This is a genomic window from Shewanella sp. 2_MG-2023 (assembly GCF_030548905.1).
In the GTDB taxonomy this organism is placed as follows: Bacteria; Pseudomonadota; Gammaproteobacteria; order Enterobacterales; family Shewanellaceae; genus Shewanella; species Shewanella electrodiphila.
This window is the reverse complement of sequence record NZ_JAUOSO010000004.1, coordinates 181,852-203,206: the sequence shown is the minus strand read 5'-3', so window position 1 is coordinate 203,206 and position 21,355 is coordinate 181,852. Positions and strand designations below refer to the sequence as shown.

19 protein-coding genes and 1 riboswitch are annotated in these 21,355 nt (G+C 40.4%); of the genes, 8 read left to right on the top strand and 11 right to left on the bottom strand.

All coding sequences use genetic code 11. The features are described 5' to 3' along the window. The first annotated feature begins 102 nt into the window (after positions 1-102). Positions 103-480, top strand: coding sequence for a DUF805 domain-containing protein (locus tag Q4600_RS06225; protein ID WP_303513854.1), 378 nt, complete (start codon positions 103-105; stop codon positions 478-480). A gap of 390 nt (positions 481-870) precedes the next feature. Then, positions 871-999, top strand: a riboswitch (glycine riboswitch). Between the two features lie 165 nt (positions 1,000-1,164). Further along, positions 1,165-2,544 (top strand): sodium:alanine symporter family protein, encoded by a 1,380-nt coding sequence (locus Q4600_RS06220; protein WP_229370737.1) that lies wholly within the window; start codon positions 1,165-1,167, stop codon positions 2,542-2,544. A 49-nt stretch (positions 2,545-2,593) separates the two neighbouring features. On the opposite strand, the gene Q4600_RS06215 is transcribed toward Q4600_RS06220, so the two are convergent. Next, positions 2,594-3,334, bottom strand: a complete 741-nt coding sequence (locus tag Q4600_RS06215; protein ID WP_303513851.1) for an ABC transporter substrate-binding protein — start codon at positions 3,332-3,334, stop codon at positions 2,594-2,596. Between the two features lie 316 nt (positions 3,335-3,650). Here Q4600_RS06215 and Q4600_RS06210 point away from each other — a divergent pair, with 316 nt between their 5' ends. Continuing rightward, positions 3,651-5,138, top strand: a complete 1,488-nt coding sequence (locus tag Q4600_RS06210) for a BCCT family transporter (RefSeq protein WP_157936211.1) — start codon at positions 3,651-3,653, stop codon at positions 5,136-5,138. A 73-nt stretch (positions 5,139-5,211) separates the two neighbouring features. On the opposite strand, the gene Q4600_RS06205 is transcribed toward Q4600_RS06210, so the two are convergent. From Q4600_RS06205 to Q4600_RS06195, 3 genes are all read right to left on the bottom strand, one after another. Then, positions 5,212-6,120 carry a cation transporter gene (locus Q4600_RS06205; RefSeq protein WP_102527757.1) on the bottom strand — a complete coding sequence of 303 codons (909 nt, stop codon included), beginning with the start codon at positions 6,118-6,120 and terminating at the stop codon, positions 5,212-5,214. A gap of 371 nt (positions 6,121-6,491) precedes the next feature. Then, positions 6,492-7,370 carry a LysR family transcriptional regulator gene (locus tag Q4600_RS06200; protein WP_303513849.1) on the bottom strand — a complete coding sequence of 293 codons (879 nt, stop codon included), beginning with the start codon at positions 7,368-7,370 and terminating at the stop codon, positions 6,492-6,494. Between the two features lie 91 nt (positions 7,371-7,461). Continuing rightward, complete coding sequence (locus tag Q4600_RS06195; protein WP_303513846.1) at positions 7,462-8,337, bottom strand: hypothetical protein; 876 nt, start codon at positions 8,335-8,337, stop codon at positions 7,462-7,464. A 405-nt stretch (positions 8,338-8,742) separates the two neighbouring features. Between Q4600_RS06195 and Q4600_RS06190 the strand changes: the two genes are divergently transcribed. Then, positions 8,743-9,105, top strand: coding sequence for a PleD family two-component system response regulator (locus tag Q4600_RS06190; RefSeq protein ID WP_303513843.1), 363 nt, complete (start codon positions 8,743-8,745; stop codon positions 9,103-9,105). A gap of 116 nt (positions 9,106-9,221) precedes the next feature. Here the strand turns inward: Q4600_RS06190 and Q4600_RS06185 are convergent, their stop codons facing one another. The 6 genes from Q4600_RS06185 to Q4600_RS06160 all read right to left on the bottom strand — a co-directional run bounded on the left by Q4600_RS06185 (position 9,222) and on the right by Q4600_RS06160 (position 16,650). Next, positions 9,222-11,288 (bottom strand): S9 family peptidase, encoded by a 2,067-nt coding sequence (locus Q4600_RS06185; protein ID WP_303513840.1) that lies wholly within the window; start codon positions 11,286-11,288, stop codon positions 9,222-9,224. Positions 11,289-11,533: 245 nt separating this feature from the next. Next, complete coding sequence (locus Q4600_RS06180; RefSeq protein WP_248956133.1) at positions 11,534-12,049, bottom strand: hypothetical protein; 516 nt, start codon at positions 12,047-12,049, stop codon at positions 11,534-11,536. 237 nt (positions 12,050-12,286) lie between these two features. Continuing rightward, positions 12,287-13,375, bottom strand: coding sequence for a hypothetical protein (locus tag Q4600_RS06175; RefSeq protein WP_303513837.1), 1,089 nt, complete (start codon positions 13,373-13,375; stop codon positions 12,287-12,289). A gap of 329 nt (positions 13,376-13,704) precedes the next feature. Then, positions 13,705-14,430 carry a GDYXXLXY domain-containing protein gene (locus tag Q4600_RS06170; RefSeq protein ID WP_303513834.1) on the bottom strand — a complete coding sequence of 242 codons (726 nt, stop codon included), beginning with the start codon at positions 14,428-14,430 and terminating at the stop codon, positions 13,705-13,707. Next, positions 14,423-15,580: a DUF4401 domain-containing protein gene (locus Q4600_RS06165; RefSeq protein WP_303513832.1), complete on the bottom strand. Its 1,158-nt coding sequence runs from the start codon at positions 15,578-15,580 to the stop codon at positions 14,423-14,425. Before Q4600_RS06165 ends, Q4600_RS06170 begins: the two co-directional genes overlap by 8 nt. After that, positions 15,577-16,650: a DUF2157 domain-containing protein gene (locus Q4600_RS06160; protein WP_303513831.1), complete on the bottom strand. Its 1,074-nt coding sequence runs from the start codon at positions 16,648-16,650 to the stop codon at positions 15,577-15,579. Before Q4600_RS06160 ends, Q4600_RS06165 begins: the two co-directional genes overlap by 4 nt. A 393-nt stretch (positions 16,651-17,043) precedes the next feature. On the opposite strand from Q4600_RS06160, the gene Q4600_RS06155 reads away from it, so the two are divergent. Both Q4600_RS06155 and Q4600_RS06150 read left to right on the top strand, forming a co-directional pair. Next, on the top strand, positions 17,044-19,044 hold the full coding sequence (locus Q4600_RS06155; protein ID WP_303513829.1) for a hypothetical protein: 2,001 nt from the start codon (positions 17,044-17,046) through the stop codon (positions 19,042-19,044). A gap of 372 nt (positions 19,045-19,416) precedes the next feature. Continuing rightward, the gene (locus tag Q4600_RS06150; protein WP_102527746.1) at positions 19,417-19,668 is read left to right on the top strand and encodes a DUF2999 family protein; all 252 of its coding nucleotides are present in this window, start codon (positions 19,417-19,419) and stop codon (positions 19,666-19,668) included. A 69-nt stretch (positions 19,669-19,737) separates the two neighbouring features. Here the strand turns inward: Q4600_RS06150 and Q4600_RS06145 are convergent, their stop codons facing one another. Then, the gene (locus Q4600_RS06145) at positions 19,738-19,872 is read right to left on the bottom strand and encodes an AraC family transcriptional regulator (protein WP_303513827.1); all 135 of its coding nucleotides are present in this window, start codon (positions 19,870-19,872) and stop codon (positions 19,738-19,740) included. Positions 19,873-19,881: 9 nt separating this feature from the next. Between Q4600_RS06145 and Q4600_RS06140 the strand changes: the two genes are divergently transcribed. Next, positions 19,882-20,292 (top strand): SDR family NAD(P)-dependent oxidoreductase, encoded by a 411-nt coding sequence (locus tag Q4600_RS06140; RefSeq protein WP_303513967.1) that lies wholly within the window; start codon positions 19,882-19,884, stop codon positions 20,290-20,292. 37 nt (positions 20,293-20,329) lie between these two features. Continuing rightward, positions 20,330-21,349, top strand: a complete 1,020-nt coding sequence (locus tag Q4600_RS06135; RefSeq protein ID WP_303513826.1) for an alpha/beta hydrolase — start codon at positions 20,330-20,332, stop codon at positions 21,347-21,349. The last annotated feature ends 6 nt before the right edge of the window (positions 21,350-21,355 follow it).

The following is a 21,355-nucleotide window of genomic DNA, read 5'->3' as shown; positions in this document are numbered from 1 at the left end:
TCACTGCGTAATGCTGATATAACTAATGACTTAAGCGGTAAACCTATGCTGTCTATTTATGGTTTCAATTGAGTCAATGCCCCCGATAACAAGGAATAATTCATGGATTGGTATATAAAAGTTCTTAAAAATTACATTAACTTTAAAGACAGAGCCCGTCGTAAAGAATATTGGTTTTTTGTTTTATTCAATTTAATTGCGGGCATTGTATTGGGCTTAATTGACAATATGACTGGCACACTAAGCCCTGAGACTGGATACGGCTTGCTCAGCGGTATCTATTCTTTATTAGTTTTCTTACCAGGGCTTGGCGTTACAGTACGTCGATTACATGACTCTGGCAGAACCGGTTGGTGGATATTAATTGGATTAATCCCGCTTATTGGTGCTTTGGTTCTACTGTATTTCCTCGTATCCGATAGCGAGCAAGAAACTAATCAGTACGGCCCAAACCCGAAGGGCTTTGAGTATGAGTGTTAACTTATCCTCAATGGCAGTGATTGGTCACAAACCATTCACTGCCGCTTTATAAAATCTCATTATGGCTACTCAGATTACATTGGGAATTATCATTACTGTTGAATAATAGCGCAGTCAGTCACCGCTCGATTAAACTGTGATCTACGCCTCTTGAGTCAACGAAATAGATCCCGCATGCTAATCGCCCTTTTTGATTAATCACTTAGCTAATACCAAGCAAGATTATTCAATAAGATCCGTTCGGATGAAGGTAGCAGGAGAGTGGGGAGTAACCCCACACCGACGAGGCAAGTTTATTCATGTAATGACGTTTTGTGTAAACATTAAGTCATTTCAAGCAAATGAATAAAGCACTCTTTCAGGTGCCACATAGTGGTGAGGACTGTTACTGGACGAGCCTCTGGAGAGACTGTAAGCAAACGTGGTTCGTTAGCGATTGTTATTACAGCGCCGAAGGCGAAAGTGAGGCTGACTTGTCAGTCACGCGAAACGCTCAGGCAAAAGGACAGAGGAGAGGATGACTGTATTCATTTATGGTCGCTGTCGTTTGCTGCTGCGCCTGATATTAACCTTGAGCTATTAGCACAAGGTGATACTTCGCCCGTCTCTTTCTTCAGTACCACTGATCAGCCATTTCTTTTCCTCCTCCATATTAATTTTGTTGTTTAATATTCGAGGAATATCATGAATTTTCACGCGCTTTTAGCCGATATCAATGGCATTGTTTGGGGCCCTATTACCCTTTGCTTACTTGTTGGTACAGGTCTTTATCTCACTATTCGCCTTAAACTTTTGCAAGTTTTCCAGCTGCCTTTTGCCCTTAGTTTGTTATTCAAACCCGCTACTGGTAAAGGCGATTTATCGTCTTTTGCAGCCCTATGTACAGCCCTATCCGCCACTATCGGTACAGGTAATATTGTTGGAGTTGCAACCGCCATTAAAATTGGTGGCCCAGGCGCATTGTTTTGGATGTGGTTAGCCGCCTTTTTTGGCATGGCCACTAAATATGCTGAATGTATGCTCGCAGTTAAATACCGCACCACAGATGCTAAAGGTAATATTGCGGGCGGACCTATGTATTACATTGAGCGTGGTTTAGGCCTCAAGTGGTTAGCCAAGATCTTTGCTGTATTTGGTGTTGGTGTGGCCTTTTTTGGTATTGGTACTTTTGCACAAGTTAATGCCATTAGCGATGCCATGACCATCGCCTTTAATGTGCCAACCTGGGTCACAGCGTTAATACTAACTACCATGGTTGCTGCTGTAACATTAGGCGGGGTAAAACGTATTGCTAACGTTGCTCAAAAGTTAGTACCTACTATGGCCCTAGGTTATGTGCTTGCGTGTATTTGGATTCTATTTAGCTTTTCAGAGCAAATCATTCCCGCTCTCGAATTAGTCATTCACTCAGCCTTTACTCCTATTTCTGCTGCAGGCGGATTTTTAGGCGCAACCGTTGCCCAAGCAATTCAAATTGGTATTGCCCGCGGGGTGTTTTCAAATGAATCGGGTTTAGGCAGCGCGCCAATTGCGGCCGCGGCAGCTAAAACCAACGAGCCAGTAGAGCAAGGACTTGTGAGCATGACAGGCACCTTTTTCGATACTATTTTGATTTGTACCATGACAGGCTTAGTGTTGATCATTACTGGCGTATGGAATGGCGATACAGCCGGTGCAGCCATGACCAGTGCCGCATTTGCCTCGGGCGGCTCAGTGATTGTCGGTCAATATATTGTGACTATTGCGCTAGTGTGTTTTGCCTTTACCACCATTTTAGGTTGGCACTATTATGGCGAACGTTGCTGGAATTATCTGACTAATCAGCGCTTAGGTGACAAAGGAATTAAGATTTACCAACTAACATTTTTAGGGTTAATTGCGGTAGGCGCTTTCATTCAATTAGATTTAATTTGGATGCTGGCTGATACCGTCAATGGCCTGATGGCCATCCCTAACTTAATTGCGCTTATTGGCTTAAGACATGTGATTTTAACGGAAACGAATCACTACTTTGAAAACAAAAAGCGTCAGGTTTCTCAACCTCAAACAGCTAATAGCAACTAAACGCACACAATAGATTTATTCGTTTTCATTACCGATGTGCAATATCAGTTTATTGCTGATATTGCTCATTTTTAGTGTATTTATCCACAATAGCTTGAATGGTGCCATCATTTTTCAACTGGGCAATAGCCATATTAATTCTCGGCATCACGCTACTGTGTTCTTTACGCAAGCGCATCACTAACACCCCACTTGAATGCACCGCAGCAAGCGCTATAGGTAATTGCAATTGCTTTGCCCAATACAATGCAGGTAAATCACCTGATATCGCCGCGCTAACGCGATCTTTATGTAACGCTTTGATGAGCTGTTTTTCAGATGCGAAATCGACCCGAGTAAATATGTCATCATCATGGTAAAGGTAGCCGCGCACCGTTCCAATAGACTTGCCTGTTATCTTGTCTATGTCAGACCACTGAGATTGGTTTTTTTCAAGCGTGATGATGTTTTCTTGAATCGATAAGATCGCGGAAGATTGAATAAACTGATCTCCCATATCACCTTTAGGAAACCAACTAGGACTAACAAAATCAAAATCCAGCAGGCCTTTTTCTAGCGCTTGATTAGTTCGCTTAGGCGGAAAGTTATGTTTTTCGACTTCAACTTCGGCTATGGATAAAATTTTAGGGACCAGTTCACCCAAAATCCCCGAGTTTTCAACTTTATTAGGAATATAATACGGCACCCAACTGCTTGAACCATTCACATTATATTTGAGAGTAGTCGCTATACTTATTGAAGAATAAAACAATACAAAAGCCGTCACGGCAATAAGTCTGATTTTGTTCAAATAATTATCCCCCATACAGTACAACAACAAATAAAAACAAATCATTTATTCTTTTATCAATAATTTACACTAGAACAATTTGTTAACATAGTTAAGCTTTTATTCGTTTATGATGCTAAAAACATCTTCCTTATATAGCGACAAATTGATTCGTCACTCAGGTTTAGTCCTTTAAATTCCCCCTCAGATCCAGCTATGACGCATCAAAAAACAGCTTAAGCTAATGCTAAAGTCCTGTTTAAGACTTTAAACTGATAACTAATTCAGTCATAGTGAAAAAACTGAATATAGCTTCGAATACTGGATAGCGACTAGATTGGAATCACGTAATACAAGCCCGCGTGCAAAGTCTGAAACACCGCCATTGCTGACGCCTAAACTCAGCTTTTATATACCCGTCATAATCATTGCGGGCTTGTTGTTGACCTTCCCTCACAAGACGTTGGCAACATTCAGCTTATTTACTCAGTTTTTTCTTGAACATTTTGACTCTCAATTCATTCAGCTTTCGAGTTTATTACTTATTTTTGCTACAGCAATATGCTTCAGTCCTATTGGCAAAATACGTATTGGCGGAGAAAAAGTGCAAACCGAGTTCAGCTTTACCAGTTGGATAGCCATGCTATTTACTGCAGGCATGGGATCGGGGCTCATTTTTTGGGGTGTGGCAGAACCTGTATATCACTATGTTAACCCACCTGCATTTTTACAAGATGACTTCTCATCGGTATCTGGCGCGTTAGCGATTACCTACTTCCACTGGGGTTTGCATGCTTGGGCGATATACGCCATGGCTGGCTTAGTCATGGCATGGTTTGCATATAATCGTAATCGCAGCCTGAGGATCAGTGCTAGTTTTAGCGCAGAAAAACCTAAATGGCTTAGCGTATTAGATTTACTTGCGGTCATTGCGATTATTTTTGGCATGGCTGGCACCTTTGCCAATACTGTCGCCTTAATTCAAACAGGGATTGAGCAAGCGATTGGACTTGATGTGGCCAGTGTCGGCTTTAGAATTGGGCTAATTTTGTTTATTGCAGTGCTATTCACCTTGTCATCCATTGCTGGATTAAATCAGGGAATTAAACGATTAAGCCAGTTTAATACCTTTTTTATGGTGGCTATTTTGGTCACTGTTATTGCTTTAGTTGATCCCTTCAACAGTCTACAGCTCATGTTTGAGTCAAGCGTGAGTTATTTGCAGTTACTGCCAAAAGTCTCTTTTAGTGTCGGAGACCCCGCTAATTGGAGCCAAGGCTGGAGCGTCATTTATTTGATTTGGTGGATTGCTTGGGCGCCTTTCGTTGGGCCGTTTATCGCTCGAATTAGTAAAGGCCGTAGCATCAGGCAATTTTTAGCATGTACCATTTTACTGCCAACACTCACTTCAATTATCTGGTTTTCTGGCTTTGCTGGTAGTGTGTTAACTCAACCCTTTGCTGCTGAGGTTATGGCTGCGGTCAATCAAGAATACACCCTAGGCTTGTTTAGCTTTTTTAATCAGTTAACCCCAAATGGTTTCCCCTTGGGCAGCATTTTATCGGTTGCCGCAATACTACTGTTAATCACTTTTCTTATCACCAGTGCAGATTCCTCCATTTACATAACCAGCATGCTCACAGGCAGTGAAAGTCACATTGCTAAAATGCTCTGGAGTCTTATTTTAATTGCGATAACAATTGCACTAGTGACCATTAACGACGTGGATTTAAACAAGCAAATTGCGATTGTTGGCGCCATTCCATTTACCTTGGTCATGTGCGCTCAAATAGCTTTTTGGATTAAGGATGTACTGAAAAGATAAGCAGGTCATTAGTTTTAGATAAGCATATCGAGTCTCAAATCAATGAGGCACTCGATTTAGGATTAACACATTGTTATTTAACGTCAGTAGCGATATCGAGATTCAACTTCACATTCAGCGATAAACGCGCAAGTTTACGGTTCAATAATTCACGAATATGTTGAACATCAGCCAATAATTGATGTGATTTTTTAGGATCGACATTAATGTTAACCATCAATTCAGGTCCTACTTTGGCAATGCCGGTTAACTTAAGGTTTTGCGGTGATATACCGTTAGCTTCAGAAACACTTTCACGCACAAGTGAACATATTTCTTGATCAGGTTTCATCATTAACAGCTCGCGTAATGCATTGGTTAACATAACAAAAGGCACTTTTAGGAAATACAAACCAATACACAACATCATTAGAGAATCAGCATACACTGCGTAATGAAACAAGGGCGTCATCTCAAGAATCACGGCAATAATCAAGCCGCCACATACCGCTGCGCTCAGTACCGTATCCATTTGCCATTGCTTTTCTTCAGCGGCCAATAAGCCACTTTGTTGCTTTTTAGACTGGTTTTTATGTTGCAGCCAACGCCACACTCCCCAACAACCAACTAAATTGATAAAACCAAAAATAGCTGCAAACGAAGTATCAATTGCTTGACCACCATTGATAAACACATGAAAAGCACTGAATAAGCTGTAACCCAGTAACATCAAAATCACTAAGCCTTTAATCGCAACAACTAACGGTTCCATCATGGCTTTACCAAAAGCGAAGTGAGAACGTGAAGAACCATGCATATAGCCAGAAGCAGCAAGAGATAACATTGTCAGTAATAAGCTAATGAGTGAGTAAACACCGTCAAAAAGAATGACAATAGATCCACTTAACAGGCCAACGATGACCCCGAGGATTGCAAAGCTAAAAGCAGCGACTGCTGACAGCTTAAGTAATTGTTTATCTTGTTTGTTGCTCTTTGCACACATTCATTATCACCTGTTAAAACCTAAGAAAAGTATGGCGTTAACCGCGAAAAACCTCAATGTCGTTAAGGTGTACGTAAAGTGAACTTAGATGAAAAGTGTACGATTACATTATTATTTCAATGAGTTACCAACCGCCTATAGCGTCAACTACTTTGACGCTCAGTGATTATGATATACAAGCCCATATTTGCAGAGTTCAAATATAACGAGCGCTAACATGAAAGGCTTTAATATGAAGAACTTTAAAATGAAAGGCTTTAATATGAAGAACTTTAAAATGAAAGGCTTTAATATGAAGATCTCTAATATGAAGCCTACGAGTTAGGCTTAGCAAATAACAAGTGCCAATTAAATTATCAAAGTCAGCATCTTTAAAACTTAAACAAATAGTCGCTCACTTGATCTGATAACCAAGAAATCGGTGCTGGTATTGCATTACCGGGAGCTGAAAATAAACAATAATCTTGATGGGTTAATCCATAAGTATGCTTAATAACAGCCAATTGCTGTTGGCGTAAATGCTGCCTAATCAATGGTTCAGGTAATACACCCCAGGCTTTTTCAGACAATATTGTGTTGAGCATATATTCAAAGCTCGTAAAGCCAATATGGGTTAATGAAAAAGGCTGCAACTCAGGATTATCTTTATCATTGAGATACACCATCACCGCTTGCATAGATTCACGCAGTTGAATATCTGACACACGACGAAGACTGGCTAACGGATGGGTATGTTCACACACCGACATCATTCTTATGCGCCCGAGTGGCAAATAGTCAGTATTGGCATCATCCACTCGCTCAAAGTCGAACCCAAAAGCAAAATCAACTTGCTTGGTATTCACCAAGTTAGCTAAATCGCCACTGGATGCCAGCACGGTGTTCACTGTAGTTGCCTTAAAATGATTATTCAGTTGATGAATGAAATCTTGCCAAACCTCATCAGGAAAGGAGTCGTCACGAGCGAGCCAAATCTCTGAACGAAATTTCTCTGACGTTTGTTCGCAGGTTTGCTTAATTCGCTCGCAGGTAGACACCACGCTTTCACAATCTTTATAAATAGACTTACCGACTTCAGATAACACTAGGCTATTACCAGAACGGACAAATAATGTCGCCTGCAAATTCGACTCAAGCGCCTTAATCGCCATGCTTAGCTGGGTACGATTACTGTTAAGTTGCTTAGCGGCTGCAGTAACAGAACCCGTATCCGCTACGGTGCAAAAAATCTCTAATTGCTTTAGATTCATAGATTATCCATTGTGATAACTCACCCAGCTATCCTTCAGTATTAGTAGACTTTTATAACAGGCTTTTAATAACAGGCTGCTAATAATAGGTTTACTGCTGGCGCTGCCTTAACTCAAATTGTTCTTTCGCCAACTCATTGTATTGGGCTAATAAACTTAATTCATCAACGTTAGCTAACAAGGTATTTAAGTCGATTTTTAATTGCCCTTGATTATCAAACTGACTCGCAAACGTGCCCATATTAATCATATCAATCTGCCAATCAGTGAGTTGCCCAATAACATAATTACCATATTGGAAAGCCTCAAACTCATTCAACAACGTAAGGAAGTCACTAAATCCAAACCCCTTGAGTTGTTTTTGCGCCTTAAAAGCGGCTAAATACCCAGCGGATATCGCTACAATTTCACTGTCACTGTCATTGTCTATGTCATTAGCATTAGCATTTAATGCTTGCTGGAATTGGTAAGAGTGCCGAGTCTCATGAATCAAAAAAGCCAGCGAAGCATAAGCCTCTTCTTCGGCTAATTTATCAGGATTTAAGTACACAATTCCATTACCACCCGCTTCAATATCAAAGTCAAAATACACCATTTTGTTGGCATAGCTATGATTATCAATAATCAGTTGCGGCGCCTTAGTACCAAAGCTTCGCACTTCTAACGCAAACACTTTTTTAAGCCATGGAATTTGTTGCTCAATAGTCATCTCAGGCCATTGCTGAATTGCGTTAGTCAGCGCTTTATCTTCTGCGATTAAGCCTAATAAACGATCGCCATCTTTTATTGTTAATGCATAAGCTGACACTAAGAAGTCGTGAGCTTCAGGCTGCAATGCAAATGCATCAGGTGCCTGTCGCTGCAAAGTTTCATTCGCATAAAAACCATCGGCTAGGCTTGGAAGTGATAACCCCATAGCCAGTGATAAAAACGCTCCGGCGGCGAAAGTCTGAAAACGAAATGTCATGATGCGAATGTCCTTTAAAAGAGGATTATTTTTGTTGTTATCTCACACTATTATCGCAGCACTTTATCACTTATCGCGACGCCCTTCACGTAAAGCTGAGCTAGAATATAAGCGTATCATTTCATTCTTCTCGCGCTTTAACACACGAACCACAATGGCAAGCTATGTAAAAACGTTAAACCGGCTTGGATAGAAACGAAGTGATTGAAAAGTATCGTCAATATAAAATCTAGAAGTGGTGAACTAAACCACAACACAATAGTCAAAATTGTTTGTAGTTATTAATAATTAGCACGACGACAACCGAGTCGCCTCCCAAGGACTCAACTTGATTAATACGCTATAAGCCATTAAGGTTATCGTTAGTATAATAGTAGTAATATCCACACCTTAAGTGAGGTAACAATGGACAAGTCCAAAATATTAGTGATTGATGATGACCCAGTTTGCACCAGTATGCTGCTCGCTATTCTTGGTGATGACTACTTGGTTATGACCGCTAATTCTGGCGACGGTGCAATTGAACTATTGTCTTCTGTAGAACCTGATTTAATCTTCCTTGATATCACCATGCCGGATGTAAACGGTTACCAAGTGATAAAATACATCAAGAAACATAGCCTGAACCAACAAGTGCCGATTGTTGTGGTCAGTTCTTTGATTGAGGAGTCGGATCAAGATTTCGCGTTAAAGCTCGGTGCTGACGATTACTTGACCAAACCAATTTTGCCGAATAATGTCCAGAAAATGGTAGATAAATACCTTTAATCGCTAAGAAAAATTGCTTATCTAACCTCACGCATAAAAATGCCGAACAATCAGATTGTTCGGCATTTCTTCTCACCATCAAGTTAATTAGCATTTTCACTAATAGCTAAACGGGTTTACTTCGCACCTGGCTCAGCAAATTGATTCATCCACTTTTCAACTTCGTTGTACCAATAAATTGAATTGTTTGGCTTCATGATCCAATGGTTTTCATCAGGGAAGTAAATCATCCGCGATTCGATCCCTTTAGTTTGTAGTGTACGGAACAACTCAAACCCTTGACCCACTGGCACGCGGTAATCTAATTGACCGTGTACCACTAGCGTTGGAGTGTCAAAGTTTTCAGCGCCGTAATGTGGAGAGATCGATTTGTAAATCTCAGGGTTATCCCAGTAATCGCCAAAGCGAGTGCTGTGGACCGAGAAATCAGCGGCCATTTGCGAGTACATGTTATACACAGCAGCATGGATAAACAGCGCATTAAACGGCTGATCTTTTTGACCGAGAATAATCGATGATAAATAGCCACCGTAGCTTGCACCGCCAGCCACTAAACGCTCGTTATCAATCCAATCTTTAGCTTTAAACCAATCGGTTGCTTTAAACACATCCTCTAATGATTTGTTTTTCCAATCTGGGTTAATGCTGTCAGTATAATCTTGACCAAAACTGTTTGAACCATGGAAGTTAGGCCAAGCCGTTACATAGCCCCAAGAGGCAAATGTTTGTGCATTCCAGCGGTAATGGAAACCGTCAGAAATCGCGCTGTGTGGGCCACCGTGAATAAGCATCATTAACGGATATTTTTTGCTTTTATCAAATCCTGGCGGGTAATGTACCCACATTTGCACATCTTCATCGTTGTAACCTTTATAAGTTACTGACTCATAAGTGCCCATATCGACATCAGCTAAAACATCATCGTTAAAGCTGTCTAAACGAGTGGTTTTGCCATTCTTAGGATTAACTTTCACTAAACGTGCTGGGTACAAAAAGCTATCATTTGCCGCAACGATAGTACCGTTATTTGCAATCGCTGGTGCGCCAAAGTTGGTTTGCTTAGTGATTGGTTTTACTTTGCCATTTTTAGCACTGATATGGAAAATACGGCGGGTTGCAGCATCATCAATAGCGGCGTAAAAACCTTTGTTATTTGCAGTCCAGCTAAAGCGAGCCACTGAGCGATCCCAGTCAGTTGTGATCACTTTTTCAGAACGTTTTTTCACATCTAGCAGTACTAGGTTCGCGGTGTCAGCGTAAAAACCATGAATAAGCTGACGAGTAAACGCTAAAGTTTTACCATCAGGGCTAAAGGTTGGATTGGTATCTGGCGCTTCATTTTTAGCCGTTAAGTTTTCCACTTTTCCACTGCCAATTGTTGCCATAAAAATATCAATTTTAGGGTCAACTTGGTTATCCCAGCCATTACTATTAAAGGCAATTAACTTACCGTCTGGCGAAATATCGTAGTTACCACTACTTTGCGATGAACGTGGTAACTGCTTGTTTAATGGCTGAGTAATAGCCGCAATGTCACCGCCTTTAGCAGGAATACTAAATACGTGTGCTTCACGGTCTTCGTCAATCCAATGATCAAAGCTTGAGAATGGTAATGCATTCCATTGGTGTGCAGAGACTTTAGTATCTTTGTTGGCCTTTAATTGAACCGACATTTCGTCCCAGTTTTTATTTGGGAACACATTACTAATAAAGTAAATATTGTCGCCAACCCACTTAATGCCTTTTACACCACCAGGCACTTCAGTTAAGCGCTGCGCCTCACCTGCTTTATCCATTGGTAATAAATATACTTGGCCAGCTTCGTCTTTATCACGCTTGCTAACAAAGGCTAATGTCTTACCGTCAGGTGAAAAAGTCGGTTCGCTCGCTCTCAGCCCTTTAGCTGTTATAGGGCGTTGGCCTTTACCGTCTTTATCAAACAACCATAGTTGAGTGGCACCTTTATCTTCAGGCACATCGTATTGGGTTACAGGCGCAATGATAAACTCACCGTTTGGTGAAATAATTGGATTGCCGATTCGGCTTAGCTTCCACAACACATCCACTGATAATGTGGTGTTTTGCGCTGCTTTTTGAACTGATTGTGTTGATTTGACTTGCTCTGCAGCCATTGACGCTGCTGGCATCAACAAGCACATAAGCACTATCCCGACTTTCTTCACGAGAGGTCTCCTTGATCTAGTTATTGTTATTTTTATTCCGCTGCCATCATTAGTAAATTGCGGCAGTAAGTTAAGCTAGCGATGAATGTTAATCGAATTAACACCGAGAGAACGGGACAACCATCACCCTTGTTACATCAACATAAATCCATTGTCATGGTTAACAATTAAATAAAGCTTAATGAATGCTAGCTAAAGGCAGTAAAGGGATAATTAAATAGCAATAAAGACAAGCCTTGAAGTAATCACAGTTTTGCCCTCAATTCATTTAATGCAGCAACTGAAAAACCTTGGTCATAAAAGTAGATAATTTTTCCTTCTGCATTTAACAATACCACCCGAGTATTATTCGGGTTTTCATTACCGGTAAAGGCTTGCACTTGTTCGCCATCTTCATAAATGGTTACCACGCCTTTCCACAATGGTTTTGGAATACCCGCGCGCATACCATTATCGATTAAGGTACTGAACATTCTTGGAAACATGCCTTGAATCGTCGGCAACTCATACACCGCAACTTGGGTTTGAGTCATGTCCAAACCAATCAGCCAACGGTCAATATCAAACTGTGAGTCTTGCTTGTAGCCAATTAACAATAGAGTCACTTGGCCACTCACATCCTCAGGAAAGTTCATCGCAGTTTGCGCTAAACTCTCACCTGACACCGACGGAAACACCTGCCCCGTCACCTGCTGATTTGGGTAAGTGGTACTGCATGCACTTAGCAGAAATACCACCACTGACATTAATATGGCTCGCATTTTACAATCCTTTAATTATTTCATTCGCTAAATCAATAATTAACCATACGTAGCCCAGAGGAATATAGATTGGAATTTTGCAGGTATTTTTATCACAAACAAAAATGCCTTACTTATCTCACTTAAACAGTGTGATAGTAAGGCATATCTTTCAGCTAAAGAGTGCTTTATTCCTATTTATCCATTTCCTGTATTTACCAAATTCAGGCCTTAGACTGTAGGCTCACAAATGGCTGTTTACTGTCTATCTTCAATTGTAAAACCATGCGGTATTTGGAACTGGCTATCATGTACTAATTCTTCAGATACTGAAGTAATTTCATATAAGTAACGAACTCGGGCATCTTTTTGCCATTCTGCAACCACCTTATCAACGGCCTTATCAGCTTCATCTTTGATAATATTACCAAAGAAACTAGTCGCTGCATTACCTAGCCCTTCAGAGAAATCAAGGTTGTTATCTGAACGCTTTTTCTTAGCTGAAGGGCAAGCTTCATTTTTTTGAAACCATTCCATTTTTATCGATAATGGATAACCTTTAATAACTGATAATTTTTGGCTAATCATATTTTTCTGCTGACTATCACTGCTCTCAACATCGCCACTAAAGCCTTGAATAGCTTTAAAACCGTCTTCACCTAACAAGCGTACTAAAGCATTTTTATCACCGACCTTACTTAAATAGTTTTCAGTCGATTTCTTATGCACTTTCCAAGCAGCAGTCATTTCTTCATTTGGAGTCGTAGTCCAAAATACAAATTGAATTAAATTAAGGTCCACTTTACCATTTTCATCTTTGAACTCAGTGGTCCAAGTTGCTTTAAATTCTTCAGAAAGTAAGCCACTGATACGACGCTGTTGATTCGTAGCAGCAATCGTAAAATCATTTTTAACTAATTCGACATTACAGCTTTTATCTGCATAAGTTTCATACTCTTCTTCATCATCAGAAGACTCTTGTGCTTTTGCCATAAACTCATCAAAGCCGGTTGTACATCCGCTTAACGGACATTCACGATATTTTTCTTTATCGTTATCGATTTGCCACAATAAATTGTCTTCAATTCTAAAAACTGTGGTGTAATCGAAATTTGCCCATCGCATGTAAAAGCTATCAAATTCAGCAGTTTGATCAATCGCACGCATGTTCTCACGAGTATAAACGGTTTGTGTACCCTTATTATCAGGCATATATAATCCATTTAACGTCGTTTTTGCAGTAACAACGGTGGTAAGATTTTTTGGTGAATTATCTACAGGAGTAGAAGAACAAGCAGAAAGTATTGCAGCAACGGCAACAGCCGACACTTTACGAACAAGATTCATTTATATTTCCCTTATTAATGAATTAAGTTTTATTTTTATAGGTGAGTTAAGCTACAAACAAAAAGTCCAAAAGTGCTTATATTAACCAAGCCTTACAAACTCATCTATGCTTTATCAGTAACTTAGCTAGCATTAGCGCTAACCCGTGGACATACTACTTAGGTATTTACACAGATGCACGCTTGATTTCTTCCTTTCCAGTTAGTTTCTCATTAATAATCAATATAATGCCCCGTCATTAATCTTATCATGACTATGTTGGTTAAGGTTTTAGCCTGTTAAGGCCATAATCAAGTGAGACTTGTTGTAAATGGCTAATAGCAACAGCGCTACTCTTCTGCTGCTATTTGAGGTTCAAGCTTATTCAGTTCAGCATCAAACATACTGGTTAATAGCACTTCACCCTGTTGATTGACTCTGAACTCACCATATTTTGCAGCTTCATAGACACTGGCGTGACCTTCTTGAAAGAAAAACGCATTGGTGGCAAATTTGATCCTGCCGTCTCTGACTCGATACTGTAAGCGCATTTCATCTGCTGCTAGCTCCTGCCCATCATATAATGCTTTATAAGTCGCGATATTGCGTAAATCGAAACTCACCACCACGTAGGCGTCACTATTAGCCAATTTTCGCCATTGTCGGTCAGTTTCAGCTTGTTCATTGGTTGCAGAGCTAGTGCTTCGGTTAGCACTTGAATTATCATTTGAATTAGCAGTTGATTCCGCTTCAGCAAGGTTCTGCTCTGTTTGAATCTGTTCTTCTTGAACCCGTTCTTCTTGAGCAAGCTCCTCTTTACGCAGCTCTTCTTGACGCAACTTGAGCGCACTACGAATATCGTTACTCATTTGAAATCGCAGCGCCATATAATCGCCCTGCATTAACGAGCGAGGATCTACCGGTGCCAGTTCAAGATAAATTAACTCCCCATGGCGTATATGCTGCTCTTTTTCAAATATCTGCCAATTAACTAAAGCTAATATCAACACCAAGGTGCCGACTAAGATGATGGTATTGAGGTTTGTCATGATTGCGGTTTTAGAGAATTTAGGCATCGGATTGCTCCCTTTGTTTGGTCACAAATTTGAGCATGGCCCAGCGCACAGCCAGTAAAAAAATACCCATTAACATCAACGTGTAAGATTTATCTAATAGGCTGAAATCTAAGAAGTAGTAATATGCTGATATGAAGGTAACCAAGGCTATAACCCCTAAGCCTAACAGTAATCTGTTGCTGGCTGAAAAGCCCAACACCATAATTAAAAATCCAATATTAATTCCATGAGCTTCAAACGACAACACTGAAACCAACAGGCTGATTACGAGTACGCTATAACGCACTTTAACCGATAATTCTGGGTATCGATTTACTATTTGCCACACCACATATAGCGACACTAAAGCCAATAAAACATCACCCATCCAGGGCGCAGTAAGTGACTCAGTTGATAACAACTCACTTTCAATTAAGCCATACCAAGCATATTGAAATGACATAAAGCATGTTTGCACTAAAGGCGCTAATAGCAAACCATAAGCGATTGGCCGCTTATGCAATAAAACCACTGAAAAAAGACTATTTATCAGCGGGTTGTTAGTTTTCCCTTTACGCTCAAACTCATGCAGGAAAAGCCAGCAGGCAAGCAGTAATATGATGCTAGTGGCAATAAACGGCAGCTGAAAAATGGCTAAGGTGACGATAAAACAACAGGCAGCAAAGAAGGCTGAACAAAAGCGATGAATGTCATTGGGCATAATAGCCATCAGACTAAATTGCAATATTGTCGCCAGCAACCAGCAGGTGTCATCATCAAAGTGCTGAATAAAGCCATAGACAATTAATATCTGCCCACTAAAACTAACCGCTAATGACAGATGTTCGATAAATTCATTTTTATTGAGTGTAAATAATGCATAAGCACCTAGGGTCAGAATTGCCCCGACAATAAAAGCACCTTGGTCATTGTCAAAAATAAACTCCATCGCTAGAGCTAAAAAACCAAGAAAGAACAGCGCGGCAAACCAACCAGAAATTGCCAATAACAGTTTTACAAACCACGGCGATTGGATTTCTGCTTTAGCGGGTTGCTCACCTGATACCACTCCATGGTGCAATAAGCTTTGCCATAACGAGGTTTGGTTATGAGCTTTTTCTTGGGTCAGTGACTCTGAGCCGAATTCCTCTGGGGTTAATGACTCATTCATGACTGCCACTCCTTATTGATTTTACGCAGCCAAATAGCGGAGCCTGCTGCCATGGCGATCATCATATTTGATATCAATAACAGGCCAATTTCTTCCAATGTTTCAAGCCAATATGCCGAAACATAATTGATAATGACAATGTTGGCTGACAATAATGTTCCAGCCAGCATAAATAAGTCTTTTTGATAATGGCGATAACAAACATACATTGCCAGCAACCAAAGCGGCCAAATGGTGATGGGTAAAAATCCTAGTTCTTTAAAAGCAGAATGAAGATATGAATCATGAGTAAAGCTCCAAATACTGCCTACCATTAGCCATGTAATGCAAGCGCCACTGACGACAGCCAGCAGCCTTGGTGCCCAACGCGCCTTTAGCCAATGGTAATGACGACTGAAACCTTCCCAGCAAGCTAACGCCACGATATTGAATAACAATATCACCCATAAAGCATTCAGTTCTTGGTTGATAAACCAGCCTAGCCTGCCGCCAAAATTTATGTAATACAGCAAGATAGAGACATTAATTAAGACAACCCACAACATCCAAAGTGCGCCAAGTCGGCCAATGACAACCCAAGGAAGGATTAATAAAGCCCAGTTAAAAAAAAGCTGCCAAGGGTCGGCGCCTGTTTGATAGGTTTGTCCAAATAAGGCTAATAACACCCCAAAGAAAACGGCGGCCATAAATAACGGCACTTTAACAACCGACTCAGATACTTTTGGAATGATGGACTTTAGGGGATGAGGATTTGAATCATCTAGTGATTTCGATGTTTTCTGAGCGAGCTTGTTTAACTGATAATAAGCAACAACGGCGAATACAATCAGTATTTCCACCAGCGCAAACTTGGCAAACTTACCCATCTCATGCCAGTTAAACGCGATAAAAAACAGCACAGAAAAAGTGATCGCAAGACCACCTAGCCAGGCTAATAGTTGATTAAAAAAGTGAACCCAATGGTGTTTACTTGGTTGCACCTTACTGATGATAAGGGCATCGTTTATTTTGCTCTCATCAATCGCATTTTGTTCAAGCAACCCAATCAGTTGCTGTCTATTTGATGTCATGTTGAATCCATTCGCTTACATCTGTCTGCGTTGTAATATACCAAAGCTCATTCGAGATGCTAGTAAAATAACTAATGAGGATAAGGTGTTAAAAAACAAAATACTAAGCTTACTAGATCATCGTCAACTTCAGAGTTTTACTCTCTAGGTTGATTCATTATGTTTCAGCCCATGATTTTCTAACTTCCAAGCAATTCATCAGATTCATTGGCAATTTTTTACCCTTTTTCTTTTAATCAAATTAACAAGTTTAAACATTTTAAAAATGCATTCATCATATGTTTGTTGTTTTTCTGTTAACTTTATGTACACTCAAACAAACAAGTTGATTGTTCTTTGAGCGGAACAAAGGGGAGAACTTCCGTTTTTTTGATTGAAACTATGGGGATAAAAATGAGAAATATAAATAACTACATCGTAAATATGCGTCATAAAAAACTGGCGATTGCCTGCTTATTGGCCATCACGCCACTAAGCGTATATGCCGATTCACAAGGACAGCAACACGGGCAGTCAAAACATCACAGCCATGGGTGGCAATTTGATGAACGCCAACAACGAGGGGAAAGCGAAAGCCGCCGTGCAGATTACAGTAATAAATGGCGCAGCCATAAATCAGCGGGTAAAAAATGCAATAAACACCGCAAACATCATGGTCATCGTCATTGCAAATTTGAGCGACACTTTTGCCAAGGTATACCTGTTGTCGCCGAAGAAGACTTACCAACAGACACAGACTTAAGCGGTTATGAGGGGGAAGAAATTGGCTTTTTTGAAAACAAAGTCTTTGATGATGAACCTGAAGTTCTATTTGCCTCTGATAGTTTTGATGAAACCGTCAATGACACGACTCGCTTAAAGAAAGCGCTTCGTTTTGCCGCTAAAGAAGAAAATGGCGGTGTGGTAGTTTTACGTGCATCTGAAAATGGCAGCAATAATCGCTATAGTTTGGCGCATATTGTAGTGCCATCAAATGTCCGTATTGAGGTCGAACCTGATGTTGTCCTCGAAATGCGCGGAATTAAAGAAGACACCTATCCAACGGGTAATCCAAGTAATAGACCCAATCGACAGTTCTTATTTTCGTTTGGTCGCAGCATTGGCCCAAGTAAGTTATCCGCTGAACGCACAGTGAATGTGCAGATCACTTCAACCGATCCGAGTAGAAATTTCACCGTTGATGCTAGAACCAACATGCCATACAACTATGGCGAAATGCAGGGTGGCAATGGTGGCGGCTTAGTTAACCTCACCCGCGCTATTCCATTTGGGCTTTTTTATGTTGAAAACTTCTCGGTATCGAATGTCACCATTGAAGATAACCATACTGAATCAGTATCGGTACAAATGTTTGCTGATGCCGATTATAAAGATGGATCATACACTTATCGCTTTGGTTCAGCGCCGCTTTACCTACAAGACAGATATGTGAAAAACCCAGAAGGATCGCCAAGCTTAAATAGACCGATGAACCCAGTCAATGTACCTGTTCCAACCAATGAGAATGGTGATTTTATTGATGATGAAGGCAATATAGTGCCGGACATGTTCGCGATTCAACGCAACCCAACTTATGCCCGCACACCGATTAAAGGCTCAGTGAAAAACATTAAATCAATTAATGCCCATACGGGCTATGGCGTAGTGCAAGTTTACGGTGGAGATTGGATTGAAATTGATAACATTGAAGCATTCAATGGTATTGGTGTGCGAGTGGAAGCAGGTAATGGAACCAATAAAGACAACTTTAACCGTTCAGGCCCTTACTTTAGCTCAGCGAATAAAATCAAAATCTCTAATGTGAAAGTGACTAACGGCTTTACTGGCGTTTGGTTAAAGCCACACAGTAAAATCATGAAGGACATAACTGTAGAGAACATTGAAGCTATTGATAGTGGCTCTGCCCTTTTAGTGGGTAAAGGATCGTTTGCATGTAAAAGCAGTTGTCGTGATTTAACCCGTGGTCGTATCAATAATCTATCAGTGAGTGGCGATATTATTTTACGTCAAACGGTTTATGATGAGCCCGTTGCAGAGGTCGGTAACGTTGCCACTTACTTTATGAGTGAGTCAAACCGCGAATATTTAGCCGAGCAAACAGGTAAAACCATTACTGAAATTTCTCGTGCTGACATCGAGCGTAATTTATCAGGTTCACGTTGGTATTTAACTTTCCCTGCAGCACCTATCTTAGCGTTATCGCAACTGTCAGCCACAGAAATTGGCGACCAATCTGCCTATGAAGGTTTTTATGGGGTGGATTATTGTAATGCGAATATCATTCAAGATGGCCTAGCCCTAACAGATGGTGAAAAGTCTCGTCCTGATATTCTTTATATGGGCGATGCACACACGCCAAATGGTGAAATTGCTACCGATTACATTAATAAATAAGCCCGAGCACTCTAGTTAGCTTATTACTGATAGCAAAAGACGCCACTATAAAAAGCCAGTAGCCCACGCTACTGGCTTTTTGATTATGGATTGCTGAATATTAATTAGTGAGTATGGGTTGGTGAGTGTGGATTGTTGAAGTAAATAACACCGTTTAGATTTTTCACCTTTGCCACATAGCTACACCTTCGCCACATAGCTACAAATACATAGCCTTATTATTGTTTTAGCTACAGACTACATGATTTAAAATTTTCAACTTACCCCTTAAATCGACTCTGGGATCACAGCCGAATTTTTCACTCTGCAAAACTAAGATATAAATGGTAAAATAGAACGATTATCCGTCTCAATTAACCACAAGGTCTAGCAATGAATCCAATTATTGCCCTGTTAAAAGAACACAGTGTCAGTGATGAAAAAATCAGTGAAGTGTTTCAAGCATTAACTCAAAACCCAATGATGGCGATGAATATCATCGGTCAACTTGGCATTCCTGCTGAAAAGCTACAACAGCTAATGGCGATGGTAATGCAAAACCCAGCGTTGATTAAAGAAGCTGTACTCGAGTTAGGCTTAGATTTTTCAAAAGTTGAAGCGGCTAAAGCGCAAATGCAGCCTTAATAAACTTCTCGATCTTCTGAGTAAGTAGTGTGCAAGACCTTTAAAACGGCCAATCTATGATTGGCCGTTTTAGTATTGTTTTTTTACCTGCTTTCGATATTGGCTCGGGGTGATATTTTTACATCGTTTAAAGCTATGACTGAAATTAGCGCCATCGTTAAAGCCTAACTGCAAGGCTATCTCTTCAAGCGGTATGGATTTCAATACTTGCCTGTGCTGCCTTATTTAAAACAAAACCACACTAGCACCATTATCAATATGTCATCTGCAAGCAGTGATTATGGTGTGCCTGAGTTAGCAAGCTACTCCGCCAGTAAATTTGCAGTAAAAGGGCTCACTGAAGCACTTGAGTTAGAACTTGCTCAATATGGAGTTCGGCTGTGCGAGGTGCTGCCGCCATTTATCGCTACTAAAATGCTTAATACACAACAAAAAACCGCTAAAGTGATGACAAAACTAGGTCGGCATTTAACCGCTGAAGAAGTGATTACTGTGATTGAAAAGCAAGTTAATCAACCTAGAACCCATAGAACAGTCGGGTCGCTTTATAGTATGTTACATTGCTTAAGTAGTGTTTCACCTCCTGTTATCAACCGCTTGTTTATGAAGGTGTTAAGTCGTTAATTGGTCCAAACTGTAATTTATAAAAAGGAATGAATAAATGAGTCAAAGCGCCACATCGATAAGATTACAAGCGCCAAAGTTAGAAGCTAAACAACGAATGGCAGCCAAACTGCTGACCTTAGCGCCATTACATAAATTGCCGCCAAAAGTATTTAGACATGTTTATAGCACAATGGACAGATTATTGGGTTTAAGTAAGATTGAAATGGCGAAGGTTATCGACTCAAGTATCCCTGTGACCACACATACTGACAAAGAGAGCTCAATCAAACTCCGTGCATATTATCCTGTTTTCGAGCAAAAGATTAATGCTGACTTAGTTAAAACTGCGCAAAAAACACTGGTGTACTTTCATGGTGGAGGCTGTGTGATTGGTAGTTTAAATACCCATGATCGTTTTTGTCGGTACTTGGCTAAACATGGCAACATGAATGTTATTGCTGTCGATTATCGCTTAGCCCCTGAGTATAAATTCCCTACCCCAATTTGTGATGCCATTGACGCATGGAACTATATTAACGACCACCATCAAGAGTTGCATATTCAAGCTGAACATATTGGAGTCGGTGGTGATAGCGCAGGTGCATACCTTGCTTGTATTATCGGCTTAAAGCAGCTGCAATCAGCGTTACCGTCTATTGCTATAGCAAAACCTGCATTCCAGTTTTTAATCTATCCGATACTTGATTTACAAGGCTTAACTGAGTCCTACCGTGGCTTCAATAAACAACTGCTCCTAACTCGAACCTTAGTGGATTATTTTAGAGGGCATTACCTCAACTCATTGAATGAAATCGCATTACCTTTAGCCAGCCCTTTGTTAACAGATGACATTAGTGACTCACCAAATACCTATATATTAACCTTAGGTTACGATCCTTTAAGGGATGATGGCATTGCATACGCAAATCGTCTCAAACAAACTGGTATTAACACTCATCATCAGCATTTTGACGACTGTATGCATGGTTTTATCTCCATCACTAAAACCAGTGTCCGTACTATGCAAGCTACCCATGCGACTGCCATGGCTTTAAATAGATTCAACACGCTATAAGTAACT

Excerpts from the sequence above, each read along its gene's own strand:
- Q4600_RS06150 (WP_102527746.1), top strand. The coding sequence starts at position 19,417 with ATGAATCCAATTATTGCCCTGTTAAAAGAACACAGTGTCAGTGATGAA.
- Q4600_RS06160 (WP_303513831.1), bottom strand. The coding sequence starts at position 16,650 with ATGACATCAAATAGACAGCAACTGATTGGGTTGCTTGAACAAAATGCG.
- Q4600_RS06220 (WP_229370737.1), top strand. The coding sequence starts at position 1,165 with ATGAATTTTCACGCGCTTTTAGCCGATATCAATGGCATTGTTTGGGGC.
- Q4600_RS06180 (WP_248956133.1), bottom strand. The coding sequence starts at position 12,049 with ATGCGAGCCATATTAATGTCAGTGGTGGTATTTCTGCTAAGTGCATGC.
- Q4600_RS06205 (WP_102527757.1), bottom strand. The coding sequence starts at position 6,120 with ATGTGTGCAAAGAGCAACAAACAAGATAAACAATTACTTAAGCTGTCA.
- Q4600_RS06195 (WP_303513846.1), bottom strand. The coding sequence starts at position 8,337 with ATGACATTTCGTTTTCAGACTTTCGCCGCCGGAGCGTTTTTATCACTG.
- Q4600_RS06225 (WP_303513854.1), top strand. The coding sequence starts at position 103 with ATGGATTGGTATATAAAAGTTCTTAAAAATTACATTAACTTTAAAGAC.
- Q4600_RS06165 (WP_303513832.1), bottom strand. The coding sequence starts at position 15,580 with ATGAATGAGTCATTAACCCCAGAGGAATTCGGCTCAGAGTCACTGACC.
- Q4600_RS06155 (WP_303513829.1), top strand. The coding sequence starts at position 17,044 with ATGAGAAATATAAATAACTACATCGTAAATATGCGTCATAAAAAACTG.
- Q4600_RS06135 (WP_303513826.1), top strand. The coding sequence starts at position 20,330 with ATGAGTCAAAGCGCCACATCGATAAGATTACAAGCGCCAAAGTTAGAA.
- Q4600_RS06170 (WP_303513834.1), bottom strand. The coding sequence starts at position 14,430 with ATGCCTAAATTCTCTAAAACCGCAATCATGACAAACCTCAATACCATC.
- Q4600_RS06190 (WP_303513843.1), top strand. The coding sequence starts at position 8,743 with ATGGACAAGTCCAAAATATTAGTGATTGATGATGACCCAGTTTGCACC.
- Q4600_RS06175 (WP_303513837.1), bottom strand. The coding sequence starts at position 13,375 with ATGAATCTTGTTCGTAAAGTGTCGGCTGTTGCCGTTGCTGCAATACTT.
- Q4600_RS06200 (WP_303513849.1), bottom strand. The coding sequence starts at position 7,370 with ATGAATCTAAAGCAATTAGAGATTTTTTGCACCGTAGCGGATACGGGT.